Below are 14,034 nucleotides of genomic sequence, written 5' to 3' on the forward strand. Positions count from 1 at the left end.
GCGCCACCGAAATCAAATACGCCGCGCGGCGTAACGCTTGAGCATGCTCGGGACGTCGAGAATCAACGCGATGCGACCGTCGCCGGTGATGGTGGCCCCGGACATGCCCGGGGTACCCTGCAGCATCTTGCCCAGCGGCTTGATTACCACTTCTTCCTGGCCAACCAGTTGATCGACGACAAAGCCGATGCGCTGGGTACCGACCGACAGGATCACCACGTGGCCCTCGTGCTGCTCTTCGTGCACCTGGCCCTGGACCAGCCAGCGCTTGAGGTAGAACAGCGGCAGCGCCTTGTCGCGCACGATCACCACTTCCTGGCCGTCGACCACGTTGGTGCGCGACAGGTCGAGGTGGAAGATCTCGTTGACGTTGACCAGCGGGAAGGCGAACGCCTGGTTGCCCAGCATCACCATCAGGGTGGGCATGATCGCCAGGGTCAGCGGCACCTTGATGACGATCTTCGAGCCCTGGCCCTTGGCCGAGAAGATGTTGATCGAGCCGTTGAGCTGGGAGATCTTGGTCTTCACCACGTCCATGCCCACACCGCGGCCGGACACGTCGGAAATCTCGGTCTTGGTCGAGAAGCCCGGGGCGAAGATCAGGTTGTAGCAGTCCGACTCGCTCAGGCGATCGGCGGCATCCTTGTCCATCAGGCCCTTTTCCACGGCCTTGGCGCGCAGGATGTTTGGGTCCATGCCCTTGCCGTCGTCAGAGATCGACAGCAGGATGTGGTCGCCTTCCTGCTCGGCCGACAGCACCACGCGGCCGGTGCGCGCCTTGCCGGAGGCTTCACGCTCTTCGGGCATTTCCACGCCATGGTCGACAGCGTTGCGCACCAAGTGCACCAACGGGTCGGCCAGGGCCTCGACCAGGTTCTTGTCGAGGTCGGTCTCTTCGCCGACCAGCTCCAGGTTGATCTCTTTCTTGAGCTGGCGGGCCAGGTCGCGCACCAGGCGCGGGAAGCGGCCGAAGACTTTCTTGATCGGCTGCATGCGGGTTTTCATCACCGCGGTCTGCAGGTCGGCGGTGACCACGTCGAGGTTGGACACGGCCTTGGACATGGCCTCGTCGCCGCTGTTCAGGCCCAGGCGCACCAGGCGGTTACGCACCAGCACCAGTTCGCCGACCATGTTCATGATCTCGTCCAGGCGCGCGGTATCGACCCGCACGGTGGTTTCCGCTTCGCTGCCATGCTTCTCGGCAGCCGGCGCCGGGGCGCGGGGTGCTGCGGCAGGTTTGCTGGCAGGTGCCGGTGCCGGCGCAGCAACTGCGGCTGGCTTGGCCACGGGCTGGCTGTCGGCCTTGGCCGCGACCGGCGCTTGCACCTTGGCCGCAGCCGGGGCTTCGACGGCGGCAACGTCGCCACCGAACTTGCCCTTGCCGTGCAACTGGTCCAGCAGCGCCTCGAACTCGTGCTCGCTGATTTCGTCGCTGGCTGCGCTGGTGTCGGTTGCGGCAGGCGTCTGCGCCTTGGCAGCGGGCAAGGCATCGGCCTGGAAGGTGCCCTTGCCATGCAACTGGTCCAGCAGCGATTCGAACTCGGCGTCGGTAATTTCGTCGCTGGCCACTTCCGGCGCGCTGGCAACCGGCTGCGCGGCAACCTCGGCGCTGAACTGGCCTTTGCCGTGCAACTGGTCGAGCAGCGACTCGAACTCGGCGTCGCTGATTTCGTCACCTTCACCGCTGACGGTCTCGCCCTGCATCTGCTCGTCGGCCGCAGCTTGTGCCTTGACCGCATCGAGCGAATCGAGCAGCTGCTCGAACTCGCTGTCGGTAATGTCCTGCTCCTCGGCAGGCGCTTCGGCAACCGGTGCCGGGGCCGCAGCGGCAGGCACTTCGACGGCTTCGGCGCCACCCGGCTCGGCCAGGCGCGACAGCGCCGCCAGCAGCTCGGGGGTGGCCGCGGTTACTTCGGTGCGCTCGCGCACCTGGCCAAACATGCTGTTGACCGTGTCCAGTGCCTCGAGCACCACATCCATCAGTTCCGCGTCGACCCGGCGCTCACCTTTGCGCAGGACGTCGAACACGTTCTCGGCGATATGGCAGCACTCCACCAGCTCGTTCAGCTGAAGGAAGCCGGCGCCCCCTTTTACAGTGTGGAAACCGCGAAAGATCGCATTGAGCAGGTCGGCATCGTCGGGCCGGCTTTCCAGCTCGACCAGTTGCTCGGACAGTTGCTCAAGAATTTCGCCGGCTTCTACCAGGAAATCCTGGAGGATTTCTTCATCGGCGCCGAAGCTCATCAAACGTGCTCCTTAAAAACCCAGGCTGGACAGCAAATCATCGACATCGTCCTGACCGGACACGACGTCTTCACGCTTATCGGCATGAATCTGCGGACCTTCACCCCGAGTCGGATGTTTTTCTCGATCTTTTTCTGCGCGCAGTTGATCGTGGTCATGCTGGATGCCCGCAAAGCGGTCGACCTGGCTGGCCATCAACACCAGTTTGAGCAGGTTGCTTTCCACCTCGGTGACCAACGTGGTGACGCGCTTGATCACCTGGCCGGTCAGGTCCTGATAGTCCTGGGCCAGCAGAATGTCGTTGAGGTGGCCGGCGACCTTGCGGTTACCTTCGGCGCTGTGCGTCAGGAAACTGTCGACGCGCTTGACCAGCTCACGGAACTCCGGCGCAGCCACTTCGCGGCGCATGAAACGCTGCCAGTCGGTGCTCAGGGCCTGGGCCTCGCTGGCCAGGTCGTTGAGCACCGGGGTGCTTTCCTCGACCAGGTCCATGGTGCGGTTGGCCGCGCCCTCGGTGAGCCTGACCACGTACGACAGGCGCTCGGTGGCGTCGGTTATCTGCGACACCTCCTCGGCCTGCGGCATGGTCGGGTCGATCTGGAAACTGACGATGGCACTGTGCAGCTCGCGGGTCAGCTTGCCGACTTCCTGGTACAGGCCGCGGTCGCGGGTCTGGTTCAGCTCGTGAATCAGCTGCACCGCCTCGCCGAAACGGCCCCGCTCCAGGCTTTCGACCAGCTCCTGGGCATGCTTCTTCAGGGTCGATTCGAACTCGCCCAAAGACGTTTGTGATGAATCCATGGCGCGCCCCCTGACGTGACTCAGCCGTTGACGCGTTCGAAGATCTTCTCGATCTTTTCTTTGAGCACCTGGGCGGTGAACGGCTTGACCACGTAGCCATTGACGCCGGCCTGGGCCGCTTCGATGATCTGGTCGCGCTTGGCTTCGGCGGTCACCATCAGCACCGGCATGGTTTTCAGGCGATCATGGGCACGCACCTTGCGCAGCAGGTCGATGCCGGACATGCCAGGCATGTTCCAGTCGGTCACCAGGAAGTCGTAGTGGCCGTTCTCCAGCATCGGCAGCGCCGTGGTGCCGTCGTCGGCTTCTTCGGTGTTGGTGAAGCCCAGGTCACGCAACAGGTTCTTGATGATCCGCCGCATCGTCGAAAAGTCGTCAACGATGAGGATTTTCATGTCTTTGTTCAAGTAGACCTCCAAGCAGTCTCAAACGCGCTCGGCCCCGAGCGCGCATTCACAATTCGGTACAACGTAGAAAACGACTGCAACGACAGCGGGCTCAACGCGCCCGCCATTCCCCCAGGCGGCTGCGCAGGCGCGCGGCACACTGGCTGTGCAACTGGCTGACCCGCGACTCGCTGACCCCCAGCACCTCACCGATTTCCTTGAGGTTCAGCTCTTCGTCGTAGTACAGCGCCAGCACCAGGCGCTCACGCTCCGGCAGGTTGGCGATGGCCTCGGTCAGGGCGACCTGGAAGCGCTCGTCCTCCAGGCCACGCGCAGGTTCTACCTGGCCACTGGCGCCATCCTCATGCAGCCCTTCGTGCTCGCCGTCCTGCAACAGGTCGTCGAAGCTGAACAGGCGGCTACCCAGGGTATCGTTCAAGATCCCGTAGTAATCATCGAGACTCAATTGGAGTTCGGCAGCAACTTCATGATCTTTAGCGTCACGACCGGTTCTGGCTTCAACCGCACGCATCGCGTCGCTGACCATGCGGGTGTTGCGGTGCACCGAACGCGGTGCCCAGTCGCCCTTGCGCACTTCGTCCAGCATGGCCCCGCGAATGCGGATGCCGGCGTAGGTTTCAAAGCTGGCGCCCTTGCTGGCGTCGTACTTGTTGGCCACTTCCAGCAGGCCGATCATGCCGGCCTGAATCAGATCCTCGACCTGCACGTTGGCCGGCAGCCGCGCCAGCAGGTGGTAGGCGATGCGCTTGACCAGCGGGGCGTAGCGCTCGATCAGCTCGTACTGGGCGTCTTTCGACGCGCGGCTGTACATCTTGAAGCCGCTGGCGTTCATAGCACAGGTCCCGCGCTGGTGGGCTGCACCAGACGCTCGACAAAGAACTCCAGATGGCCGCGCGGGTTGGCCGGCAGCGGCCAGCTGTCGACCTTCTGGGCAATCGCCTTGAAGGCCAGCGCGCATTTGGAGCGTGGGAAGGCTTCGTACACGGCACGCTGCTTCTGCACCGCCTTGCGCACGCACTCGTCATACGGCACGGCGCCCACGTACTGCAGGGCAACGTCAAGGAAGCGGTCGGTGACCTTGGTCAGCTTGGCGAACAGGTTGCGGCCTTCCTGCGGGCTCTGCGCCATGTTGGCCAGCACCCGGAAACGGTTCATGCCGTAGTCGCGGTTGAGCAGCTTGATCAAGGCGTAGGCATCGGTAATCGAGGTGGGTTCGTCGCATACCACCAGCAGCACTTCCTGGGCGGCGCGGACGAAGCTGACCACCGAATCACCGATACCGGCCGCGGTGTCGATCACCAGCACGTCGAGGTTGTCGCCGATTTCGCTGAACGCCTGGATCAACCCGGCATGCTGGGCCGGGGCCAGGTGCACCATGCTCTGCGTGCCCGAGGCCGCCGGCACGATGCGCACACCACCGGGGCCCTGCAACATCACATCGCGCAGCTCGCAGCGCCCTTCGATGACATCGGCCAGGGTCCGCTTGGGGGTAAGGCCCAGCAGCACGTCGACATTGGCCAGGCCCAGGTCGGCGTCGAGCAGCATGACCCTGCGGCCAAGCTCGGCCAGCGCCAGGGACAGGTTCACTGAAACGTTAGTCTTGCCGACGCCACCTTTGCCACCGGTCACGGCGATCACCTGTACGGGATGCATGCTACCCATGTCTGTTCTTTACCTTGTCTCGCTGGGACTCAGGCCACACGTAGGGCAATTCTGCGTACCCCTTGGCATAGCTACCTTGCACACATTTCATCATCAACCCGCTCGCCGTGGGTTGTGATAGAGATCAGCGAACATATCGGCCATTGCCTCTTCGCTGGGCTCGTCCTGCTGCTGCACATTGACCGCGCGGGTGACCAACTGGTGCCCCCGTGGCAGGTGCAGGTCGTCAGGAATGCGCGGCCCGTCGGTCAGGTAGGCCACTGGCAGTTCATGACTGATGGCAAGGCTCAGCACGTCGCCAAGGCTCGCCGTTTCATCGAGTTTGGTCAGGATGCAACCGGCCAGGCCGCAGCGCTTGTAGCTGTGGTAGGCGGCGGTCAGCACCTGCTTCTGGCTGGTGGTGGCCAGCACCAGGTAGTTCTTCGCAGCAATGCCACGCCCGGCCAGGGTTTCCAGTTGCATGCGCAGGGCCGGGTCGCTGGCCTGCAGGCCGGCGGTATCGATCAGCACCACGCGCTTGCGCAGCAGCGGCTCCAGCGCCGCGGCCAGCGACTGGCCCGGGTCGACGTAGGTCACCGGCACGTTGAGGATGCGGCCCAGGGTCTTGAGCTGCTCCTGGGCGCCGATGCGGAAGCTGTCCATGCTCACCAGAGCCAGGTTCTGCGCGCCGTACTTGAGCACGTAGCGGGCGGCCAGCTTGGCCAGGGTGGTGGTCTTGCCCATGCCGGCCGGGCCGACCATGGCGATCACCCCGCCCTCTTCGATCGGCTCGACCTCGGGGATCTCGATCATCCGCGCCAGGTGCGCCAGCAACATGCGCCAGGCCTGGCGTGGCTCGTCGATCTCGGCAGTCAGGTCCAGCAGCTCACGGGCGATCGGCCCGGACAGGCCGATGCGTTGCAGCCGGCGCCAGACGGTGGCCTGCTGCGGCTTGCTGCCCTGCAGCTGGTTCCAGGCCAACGAGCCGAGCTGCACTTCCAGCAGCTCGCGCAGGCCCGACAGCTCGGAGCGCATGGCATCGAACAGGCGCGGGTCGACCGGCGCCGACGCAGGCGCTGCAGCAGCCTCGGGAACATCGACGTGCGGTTCGACCAACGGCTCGGCGGCGGTCAGCGACTGCCCGGCGAACAATTGGCGGTTGTTGTCGCTGCTGTCCTGGCGGTGGCCCAGCTCGGCCTGGGCGGTGGCGATGCGCGTATGGGTCTTGCGCAGCTCTTCTTCCAGTTCGGCGTTGGGCACACGCGGGGCCAGGGCGGACAGCTTGTAGTCCAGCGCGGCCGTCAGCTCGACACCGCCGGCGATGCGACGGTTGCCGATGATGGCGGCATCGGCGCCCAGCTCATCACGGACCAGCTTCATGGCCTGACGCATATCGGCGGCGAAAAATCGCTTAACTTGCATTATCCCCTACCTCAGCCGTTAGGGCCCACGGTGGCAACGATGGTGACTTGCTTGTTGTCCGGTATTTCCTGATACGCCAGAACATGCAAATTCGGTACAGCCAGGCGACCGAAACGCGACAGCATGGCGCGGATCGGGCCGGCGACCAGGAGGATGGCCGGCTGGCCCTGCATTTCCTGGCGCTGGGCCGCCTCGATCAGCGAACGCTGCAGCTTCTCGGCCATGCTCGGCTCCAGAAGAACACCGTCTTCCTGACCTTGCCCGGCCCTTTGCAGACTATTGAGCAAAATCTGTTCCAACCTTGGCTCCAGGGTAATCACTGGCAGCTCCGACTCAACGCCGACAATGCTTTGCACGATGGCGCGACACAATCCGACGCGCACTGCCGCCACCAGCGCGGCGGTATCTTGACTCTTGCCGGCGTTGTTCGCGATCGCCTCGGCGATACTGCGAATATCGCGCACTGGCACTTGTTCAGACAACAGCGCTTGCAGCACCTTGAGCAGGCCCGACAAGGAAATGACACCCGGCACCAGCTCTTCTGCAAGTTTAGGCGATGCCTTGGCCAACACCTGCAGCAGTTGCTGGACCTCTTCATGGCCGATCAGCTCGTGGCAGTGCTTCTGCAGGATCTGGTTCAGGTGGGTGGCCACCACGGTACTGGCGTCGACCACGGTGTAGCCCAGCGACTGCGCCTGGGAGCGCTGGCCGACATCGATCCACACGGCTTCAAGGCCAAACGCCGGGTCGCGCGCGGCAATGCCGTTGAGGGTACCGAACACCTGCCCCGGGTTGATTGCCAGTTCGCGGTCCGGGTAGATCTCGGCCTCGGCCAGGATCACCCCCATCAGGGTCAGGCGATAGGCGCTGGGCTGCAGGTCGAGGTTGTCGCGGATGTGCACGGTGGGCATGAGGAAGCCCAGGTCTTGCGACAGCTTCTTGCGCACACCCTTGATCCGCGCCAGCAACTGGCCACCCTGGTTGCGATCGACCAGCGGAATCAGCCGGTAGCCGACCTCCAGGCCAATCATGTCGATCGGCGTGACGTCGTCCCAGCCCAGCTCCTTGGTTTCCAGCGCACGCTGTGGCGAGGGCAGCAGGTCCTGCTGGCGCTGCGCCTCCTGCAGCGCCTGCGCCTTGGCCTTCTGTTGCTTCTTCCATACCAGGTAGGCGCCACCACCGGCCAGCAGGCCGAGGCTGAGGAAGGCCACGTGCGGCATGCCCGGCACCAGGCCCATGACGATCATCAGCGCGGCGGACACCGCCAGGGCCTTGGGCGAATCGAACATCTGCCGGTTGATCAGCTTGCCCATGTCCTCGGAGCCCGAAGCACGGGTAACCATGATCGCGGCAGCGGTGGACAGCAACAGTGATGGCAATTGCGCCACCAAACCGTCACCGATGGTCAGCAAGGCGTACACCTTGCCGGCATCGCCAAAGCTCATGCCGTGCTGCAGCATGCCGATCAGCATGCCGCCGATCAGGTTGATGAACAGGATCAGCAGGCCGGCGATGGCGTCACCGCGGACGAACTTGCTGGCACCGTCCATCGAACCGTAGAACTCGGCCTCCTGCGCCACTTCGGCACGACGGTGCTTGGCCTGGGCCTGGTCGATCAGGCCGGCGTTGAGGTCGGCGTCGATGGCCATCTGCTTGCCGGGCATGGCGTCGAGGGTGAAACGCGCGCTCACTTCCGAGATACGCCCGGCGCCCTTGGTCACCACCACGAAGTTGATGATCATGAGGATGGCGAACACCACGGCACCGACCACGTAGTTACCGCCGATCACCACCTCGCCGAAGGCCTGGATCACCTTGCCGGCGGCGCCGTGGCCCTCCTGGCCATGCAGCATCACCACCCGGGTGGAAGCCACGTTCAGGGCCAGGCGCAACAGCGTGGCCACCAGCAGGATGGTGGGGAACGCGGCGAAGTCGAGCGGGCGCAGGGCGTAGACGCAGACCAGCAGGACCACGATCGACAGGGCGATGTTGAAAGTGAAGAACACGTCGAGCAGGAACGGCGGTATCGGCAACATCATCATTGCCAACATCACCAGCAGCAACAGCGGCACACCCAGGTTGCCCCGGCCGAGCCCGGCCAGGTTGTTACGGGCGTTGCTGATTAACTGAGTGCGATCCACCGCGAGTCCTCTTGATGCAAAACTTTGACGCACAGGGCGCGCCTGGCGCTGGCTTTGCAAGAAGCTTTCCAACTTTGCTCGACGGTGTTCACCCTGAGGGTTTTATCGCCTGCGAGATCGAGCGCCGCCCGCGCGGCGCTTCGCGGGTGTTCGCCTTGACGCTTTCTGCGCCTGTGAAATCGAGCGCCGCCCGCGCGGCGCATCGCGGGACAAGCCCGCTCCCACATTTGTTGCAACGTGGCCATGCCTGCGGGAGAGGTGTTGTCAGCCGGGGTGCAGGGCTTGAGACAGGTGATGCAGCAGCAATGCAACTCAGAAATCCAGTCATCCCACCAAGGCAGGCAACCATGGCCTGACAGGTTTGGCACGTTGCAACAAATGTGGGAGCGGGCTTGTCCCGCGATGCGCCGCGCGGGCGGCGCTCGATCTCACAGGCGCCGAAAAACCACCGACAAACACATCAACTGTCGCGGCGCAGGTCCGGCGGAATCGGCAGGTCGTCCTTCAGCGGCTCTGGCCGCTTGCCCTTGCCTGCCCGGTACTGGCGGATCTGGAACACATAGGCCAGCACCTGCGCCACCGCCAGGTAAAGCCCGGCAGGGATTTCCTGCTCGAGTTCGGTGGAGTAGTAGATCGCCCGCGCCAACGCCGGCGATTCGAGGATCTGGACCTTGTGCTCCACGCCGATCTCGCGAATCTTCAGGGCAATGAAATCCGTCCCCTTGGCCAGCAACAACGGCGCCGCCCCGCCTTTCTCCGGGTCGTATTGCAAGGCCACCGCATAATGCGTCGGGTTGGTGATGATCACATCGGCCTGCGGGACCGCCGCCATCATGCGCCGCTGCGACACCTCACGCTGCAGCTGGCGAATACGCTGCTTGACCTCGGGCTTGCCTTCGCTGTCCTTGTACTCGTCGCGCACTTCCTGCTTGGTCATCTTCATTTTCTTGTGGGTCTGCCACAGCTGGAACGGCACATCCGCCGCCGCAATCAGCAACAGCCCGGCCGACATCCACAACGCACTCCAGCCCACCACCTGCAGGCTGTGGATGATCGCCTGCTCCAGCGGCTCGTTGGCGATCGACAGCAAGGCCTGACGATCGCTGACCAGCACCACCACCGCCACCACCAAAATCACGAAGAACTTGGCCAGCGCCTTGAGCAGCTCGGTCAGGGCATGCATCGAGAACATGCGCTTGATCCCCGACAGCGGGTTCATGCGGCTGAACTTGGGCTGCAGCAGGCTGCCGGAGAACAGGAAACCGCTCAGCGCGATAGGTGCCACGAAGGAGATCACGAACAGCAGGATCAGTACCGGCTGCGTCGCCCATATCGCCATCTTGCCCGAGGCCAGCAGGAAGGCGCCCATGGCCCGCTCGTCGACGATGATGTCGCGGGTCAGGCTGAAGTTCATGCGCATCATCTCCAGCAGCGTCTCGGCCAGGTGGCCGCCGAACGCCAGCAGGCCACCGGCGCCGGCCAGGGTCACCGCCACCGTGTTCAGCTCCTTGGAGCGCGCGATCTCGCCTTTCTCGCGGGCATCGCGCTTGCGCTTTTCGGTGGGGTCTTCTGTCTTGTCCTGACCGCTCTCGCTTTCCGCCATGCTCAGCGCGCCCTCGCCAGTTCACGCAGCCATTGCAGCGCTTCGCTGGCCAATGCCTGGTAGTGGGACAGCACATCGGCCAGGCCGACCCAGAAAATGAACATGCCCATGACCAGGGTCAGCGGAAAACCGATGGAGAAAATGTTCAGTTGCGGCGCGGCGCGGGTCATCACACCAAAGGCAATGTTCACCACCAACAGGGCGGCGATCACCGGCAGAATCAGCAGCAGGCCCGCGGCAAACACCCAGCCCAGGCGCCCGGCCAGCTCCCAGAAATGATTGACCACCAGCGCGTTGCCCACCGGCAAGGTGGTGAAGCTTTCGGTCAGCACCTCGAACACCACCAGGTGGCCATTCATAAGCAGGAACAACACACTTACCAGCATGGTCATGAACTGGCTGATCACCGTGACGTTGACCCCGTTGGCTGGGTCGACCATCGAAGCGAAGGCCATACCCATCTGCACCGCGACGATCTGCCCGGCAATCACAAAGACCTGGAACAGCAACTGCAACGCCAGGCCGAACAACGCGCCGACAATGATCTGCTCGGCACACAGCAGCAAACCGCGCAGGCTCAGCGGGTCGAACTCAGGCAGGGGTGGCAGTGCCGGGACGATTACCACGGTAATCGCCACCGCCACGTACAGGCGCACCCGCGCCGGCAACATGCGGGTGCCGAAGATGGGCATGGTCATCAGCACCGCTGTCACCCGAAACAACGGCAGGATGAAGGTGGCGACCCAGGTGCCGATTTGCGTGTCGGTCAGCTCCAGCATCGGCGCGTCAACCGATCAGCTGCGGGATATTGGTGTACAGACTGGTGATGTACTCCATGAACTTCTGCACCAGCCACGGCCCGGCGATGATCAGCGTGACCAGCATCACCAACAGGCGCGGCAGAAAACTCAGGGTCTGTTCGTTGATCTGCGTGGCGGCCTGGAACATGGCCACCACCAGGCCAACCAGCAGGCTCGGCACCACCAGCACGGCGACCATCAGGGTGGTCAGCCACAGGGCATCACGGAACAGGTCGACTGCGACTTCAGGTGTCATCGGCGGCTCTCCTTGACGGCTTCAGACGCCGCCGAAACTGCTGGCCAAGGTGCCCATGATCAGCGCCCAGCCATCGACCAGCACGAACAGCATGATCTTGAAGGGCAGCGAGATGATCAGCGGCGACAGCATCATCATACCCATGGCCATCAGCACGCTGGCTACCACCATGTCGATGATCAGGAACGGGATGAAGATCATGAAACCGATCTGGAACGCGGTCTTCAGCTCGGAGGTGACGAACGCTGGCACCAAAATCGTCAGCGGCACCTGGTCCGGGCCGGCGATGTCGGTACGCTTGGACAGGCGCATGAACAGGTCGAGGTCGCTTTGCCGGGTTTGTGCCAGCATGAAGTCCTTGAGCGGCCCCTGGGCCTTGTCGATGGCCTGCTGGGCAGTCATCTGCTCCTTCAGGTACGGCTGCAGTGCGTCCTGGTTCACCCGGTCGAACACCGGCGCCATGATGAACATGGTCAGGAACAGCGCCATGCCCGTCAGCAGCTGGTTCGACGGCGTCTGCTGCAGGCCCAGGGCCTGACGCAGGATCGAGAACACGATGATGATGCGGGTGAAGCTGGTCATCAGGATGACGAACGCCGGGATGAAGCTGAGCGCCGTCATGATCAGCAGGATCTGCAGGCTGACCGAATACTCCTGCTGCCCGTCCGCGGTATTGGACAGGGTAATGGCCGGGATCGACAGCGGGTCGGCCCCCAGGGCCAGCGGCGCAGCCAGCAGCAGCGCCAGAGTCAACAACACACGCAGCGCGCCACTCATCACTTCTTGTCCTTAGGGTCCTTGCCCATCAGCTCCATCAGCCGCTGGGCAAACTCCGGCGTCGCCTGGCGGGCGTTTTCCGGCACTTCCACGGGTTCGGCCAGCACATGCAGGGCCTCGATGCTGCCAGGGGTATGGCCGATCAGGATCTGCTCCTTGCCCACCTGCACCAGCAGCAGGCGGTCACGCGGGCCTATGGCCCGGCTGCCGACGATCTCGATCACCTGCCCGCCCTTCACCGCCGTGCTTTGCATGCGCCGCAGCAACCAGGCCAGGAAGAAGATCAGACCGACCACCAGCAGCAGGCCGAAGACCATCTGCGCCAGCTGCCCACCGAGGTTGCCAGGCGCGGTTGCCGGGGTTGCCGCCGGTGTGGCCGCGGCCAGGCAAGCCTGGCTGGCGAGCAGCGCGGCGAGCGCTGCGATGGCGCGCATCGTGCCCTTCACTCAGCGCAGCTTCTTGATACGTTCGCTGGGGCTGATCACGTCGGTCAGGCGGATGCCGAACTTCTCGTTGACCACCACCACCTCGCCATGGGCAATCAGCGTGCCGTTGACCAGCACATCGAGCGGCTCGCCGGCCAGGCGGTCGAGCTCGATCACCGAGCCCTGGTTGAGCTGCAGCAGGTTGCGGATGTTGATCTCGGTACTGCCCACTTCCATGGAAATGTTCACCGGGATATCCAGGATCACGTCCAGGTTAGGGCCTTCGAGGCTGACGTTTTCGTTCGGCTTCGGCGAGCTGGCGAACTCCTCCATCGGCAGGCGGCCCGTGCCGCCGGTGCTGCTACCGGTGTCACCACCCAGCAGTGCATCGATATCGGCCTGGCCGGCCGCACCGGTTTCTTCCAGTGCCGCAGCCCATTCATCGGCCAGTGCCTGGTCCTCTGCGGAGGTGATCTCGTTTTCGTTAGCCATGGTTTCCTCGACAGGCATTCAATTCGTTATGAGCGACCGGCACGCCGTCAGCGGCGTTCGATCGGGTCGATGATCTGCAGCGCCAGGTTGCCCTTGTGCGAACCCAGGCGCGCCTTGAACGACGGCACGCCGTTGGCGCGCAGCACCAGGTGCTCGGGCAGCTCCACCGGGATCACGTCGCCAGGTTGCATGTGCAGGATGTCGCGCAGCTTCAGCTGGCGCCGGGCTACGGTGGCGGTCAGCGGCACGGCCACGTCCAGCACGTCCTCGCGCAGGGCCTTGACCCAGCGCTCGTCCTGGTCGTCCAGGTCGGACTGGAAACCGGCGTCGAGCATTTCCCGCACCGGCTCGATCATCGAGTACGGCATGGTCACGTGCAGGTCGCCGCCACCGCCGTCCAGCTCGATATGGAAGGTGGACACCACCACCGCCTCGCTGGGGCCGACAATGTTGGCCATGGCCGGGTTTACCTCGGAGTTCATGTACTCGAAGGTGACCGGCATGATTGCCTGCCAGGCTTCCTTGAGGTCGACGAAGCACTGGTCCAGCACCATGCGCACCACGCGCAACTCGGTGGGGGTGAACTCGCGGCCTTCGATCTTGGCGTGGCGGCCGTCGCCGCCGAAGAAGTTGTCCACCAGCTTGAACACCAGCTTGGCGTCGAGGATGAACAGCGAGGTACCGCGCAGCGGCTTGATCTTGACCAGGTTGAGGCTGGTCGGCACGTACAGCGAGTGCACGTATTCGCCGAACTTCATCACCTGCACGCCGCCCACTGCCACGTCGGCGGAGCGGCGCAGCAGGTTGAACATGCTGATACGGGTGTAACGGGCGAAACGCTCGTTGATCATTTCCAGGGTCGGCATGCGACCCCGCACGATACGGTCCTGACTGGTCAGGTCGTAGCTTTTGATGCTGCCAGGCTCGGATGCACTCTCGGTCTGCACCAGCCCGTCGTCGACGCCATGCAACAGGGCATCGATTTCATCCTGGGACAGCAGGTCCTGTACGGCCATTGCGGACTC

The 14,034-nt window shown here is 63.8% G+C and carries 14 protein-coding genes; all 14 read right to left on the reverse strand.

Annotated features, from left to right (window positions below):
• Window positions 1-12: 12 nt before the first annotated feature.
• The 14 genes from C163_RS18330 to fliM all read right to left on the reverse strand — a co-directional run bounded on the left by C163_RS18330 (window position 13) and on the right by fliM (window position 14,025).
• The gene (locus C163_RS18330) at window positions 13-2,244 is read right to left on the reverse strand and encodes a chemotaxis protein CheA (RefSeq protein WP_025340070.1); all 2,232 of its coding nucleotides are present in this window, start codon (window positions 2,242-2,244) and stop codon (window positions 13-15) included.
• Between the two features lie 12 nt (window positions 2,245-2,256).
• Window positions 2,257-3,045 (reverse strand): protein phosphatase CheZ, encoded by a 789-nt coding sequence (locus tag C163_RS18335; RefSeq protein WP_025340071.1) that lies wholly within the window; start codon window positions 3,043-3,045, stop codon window positions 2,257-2,259.
• Window positions 3,046-3,065: 20 nt separating this feature from the next.
• Window positions 3,066-3,440 carry a chemotaxis response regulator CheY gene (locus tag C163_RS18340; protein ID WP_161551427.1) on the reverse strand — a complete coding sequence of 125 codons (375 nt, stop codon included), beginning with the start codon at window positions 3,438-3,440 and terminating at the stop codon, window positions 3,066-3,068.
• A gap of 103 nt (window positions 3,441-3,543) precedes the next feature.
• Window positions 3,544-4,284 (reverse strand): RNA polymerase sigma factor FliA, encoded by a 741-nt coding sequence (gene fliA, locus C163_RS18345; RefSeq protein ID WP_013973585.1) that lies wholly within the window; start codon window positions 4,282-4,284, stop codon window positions 3,544-3,546.
• Window positions 4,281-5,114 (reverse strand): flagellar synthesis regulator FleN, encoded by an 834-nt coding sequence (fleN, locus tag C163_RS18350; protein ID WP_003254408.1) that lies wholly within the window; start codon window positions 5,112-5,114, stop codon window positions 4,281-4,283. The genes fliA and fleN overlap by 4 nt, the downstream gene beginning before the upstream one ends.
• Window positions 5,115-5,207: 93 nt before the next feature.
• Window positions 5,208-6,515: a flagellar biosynthesis protein FlhF gene (gene flhF, locus C163_RS18355; protein ID WP_025340072.1), complete on the reverse strand. Its 1,308-nt coding sequence runs from the start codon at window positions 6,513-6,515 to the stop codon at window positions 5,208-5,210.
• Window positions 6,516-6,526: 11 nt separating this feature from the next.
• Window positions 6,527-8,656 (reverse strand): flagellar biosynthesis protein FlhA, encoded by a 2,130-nt coding sequence (gene flhA, locus C163_RS18360; RefSeq protein WP_025340073.1) that lies wholly within the window; start codon window positions 8,654-8,656, stop codon window positions 6,527-6,529.
• A 460-nt stretch (window positions 8,657-9,116) separates the two neighbouring features.
• Window positions 9,117-10,259 (reverse strand): flagellar biosynthesis protein FlhB, encoded by a 1,143-nt coding sequence (flhB, locus tag C163_RS18365; RefSeq protein ID WP_025340074.1) that lies wholly within the window; start codon window positions 10,257-10,259, stop codon window positions 9,117-9,119.
• Between the two features lie 2 nt (window positions 10,260-10,261).
• The gene (fliR, locus tag C163_RS18370) at window positions 10,262-11,038 is read right to left on the reverse strand and encodes a flagellar biosynthetic protein FliR (RefSeq protein WP_025340075.1); all 777 of its coding nucleotides are present in this window, start codon (window positions 11,036-11,038) and stop codon (window positions 10,262-10,264) included.
• 7 nt (window positions 11,039-11,045) lie between these two features.
• Window positions 11,046-11,315: a flagellar biosynthesis protein FliQ gene (gene fliQ / locus C163_RS18375; protein ID WP_013973591.1), complete on the reverse strand. Its 270-nt coding sequence runs from the start codon at window positions 11,313-11,315 to the stop codon at window positions 11,046-11,048.
• A gap of 21 nt (window positions 11,316-11,336) precedes the next feature.
• Window positions 11,337-12,092 (reverse strand): flagellar type III secretion system pore protein FliP, encoded by a 756-nt coding sequence (gene fliP / locus C163_RS18380; protein WP_003257293.1) that lies wholly within the window; start codon window positions 12,090-12,092, stop codon window positions 11,337-11,339.
• Window positions 12,092-12,526: a flagellar biosynthetic protein FliO gene (gene fliO, locus C163_RS18385; RefSeq protein WP_038408375.1), complete on the reverse strand. Its 435-nt coding sequence runs from the start codon at window positions 12,524-12,526 to the stop codon at window positions 12,092-12,094. The genes fliP and fliO overlap by 1 nt, the downstream gene beginning before the upstream one ends.
• Before the next feature lie 12 nt (window positions 12,527-12,538).
• Entirely contained in the window at window positions 12,539-13,009 is a 471-nt protein-coding gene (gene fliN / locus C163_RS18390) for a flagellar motor switch protein FliN (protein ID WP_025340077.1), read from the reverse strand.
• 47 nt (window positions 13,010-13,056) lie between these two features.
• Window positions 13,057-14,025, reverse strand: a complete 969-nt coding sequence (fliM, locus tag C163_RS18395; protein WP_013973595.1) for a flagellar motor switch protein FliM — start codon at window positions 14,023-14,025, stop codon at window positions 13,057-13,059.
• Window positions 14,026-14,034: the final 9 nt, after the last annotated feature.

The sequence above is a fragment of the Pseudomonas sp. FGI182 genome, assembly GCF_000511325.1.
Lineage (GTDB): Bacteria > Pseudomonadota > Gammaproteobacteria > Pseudomonadales > Pseudomonadaceae > Aquipseudomonas > Aquipseudomonas putida_Z.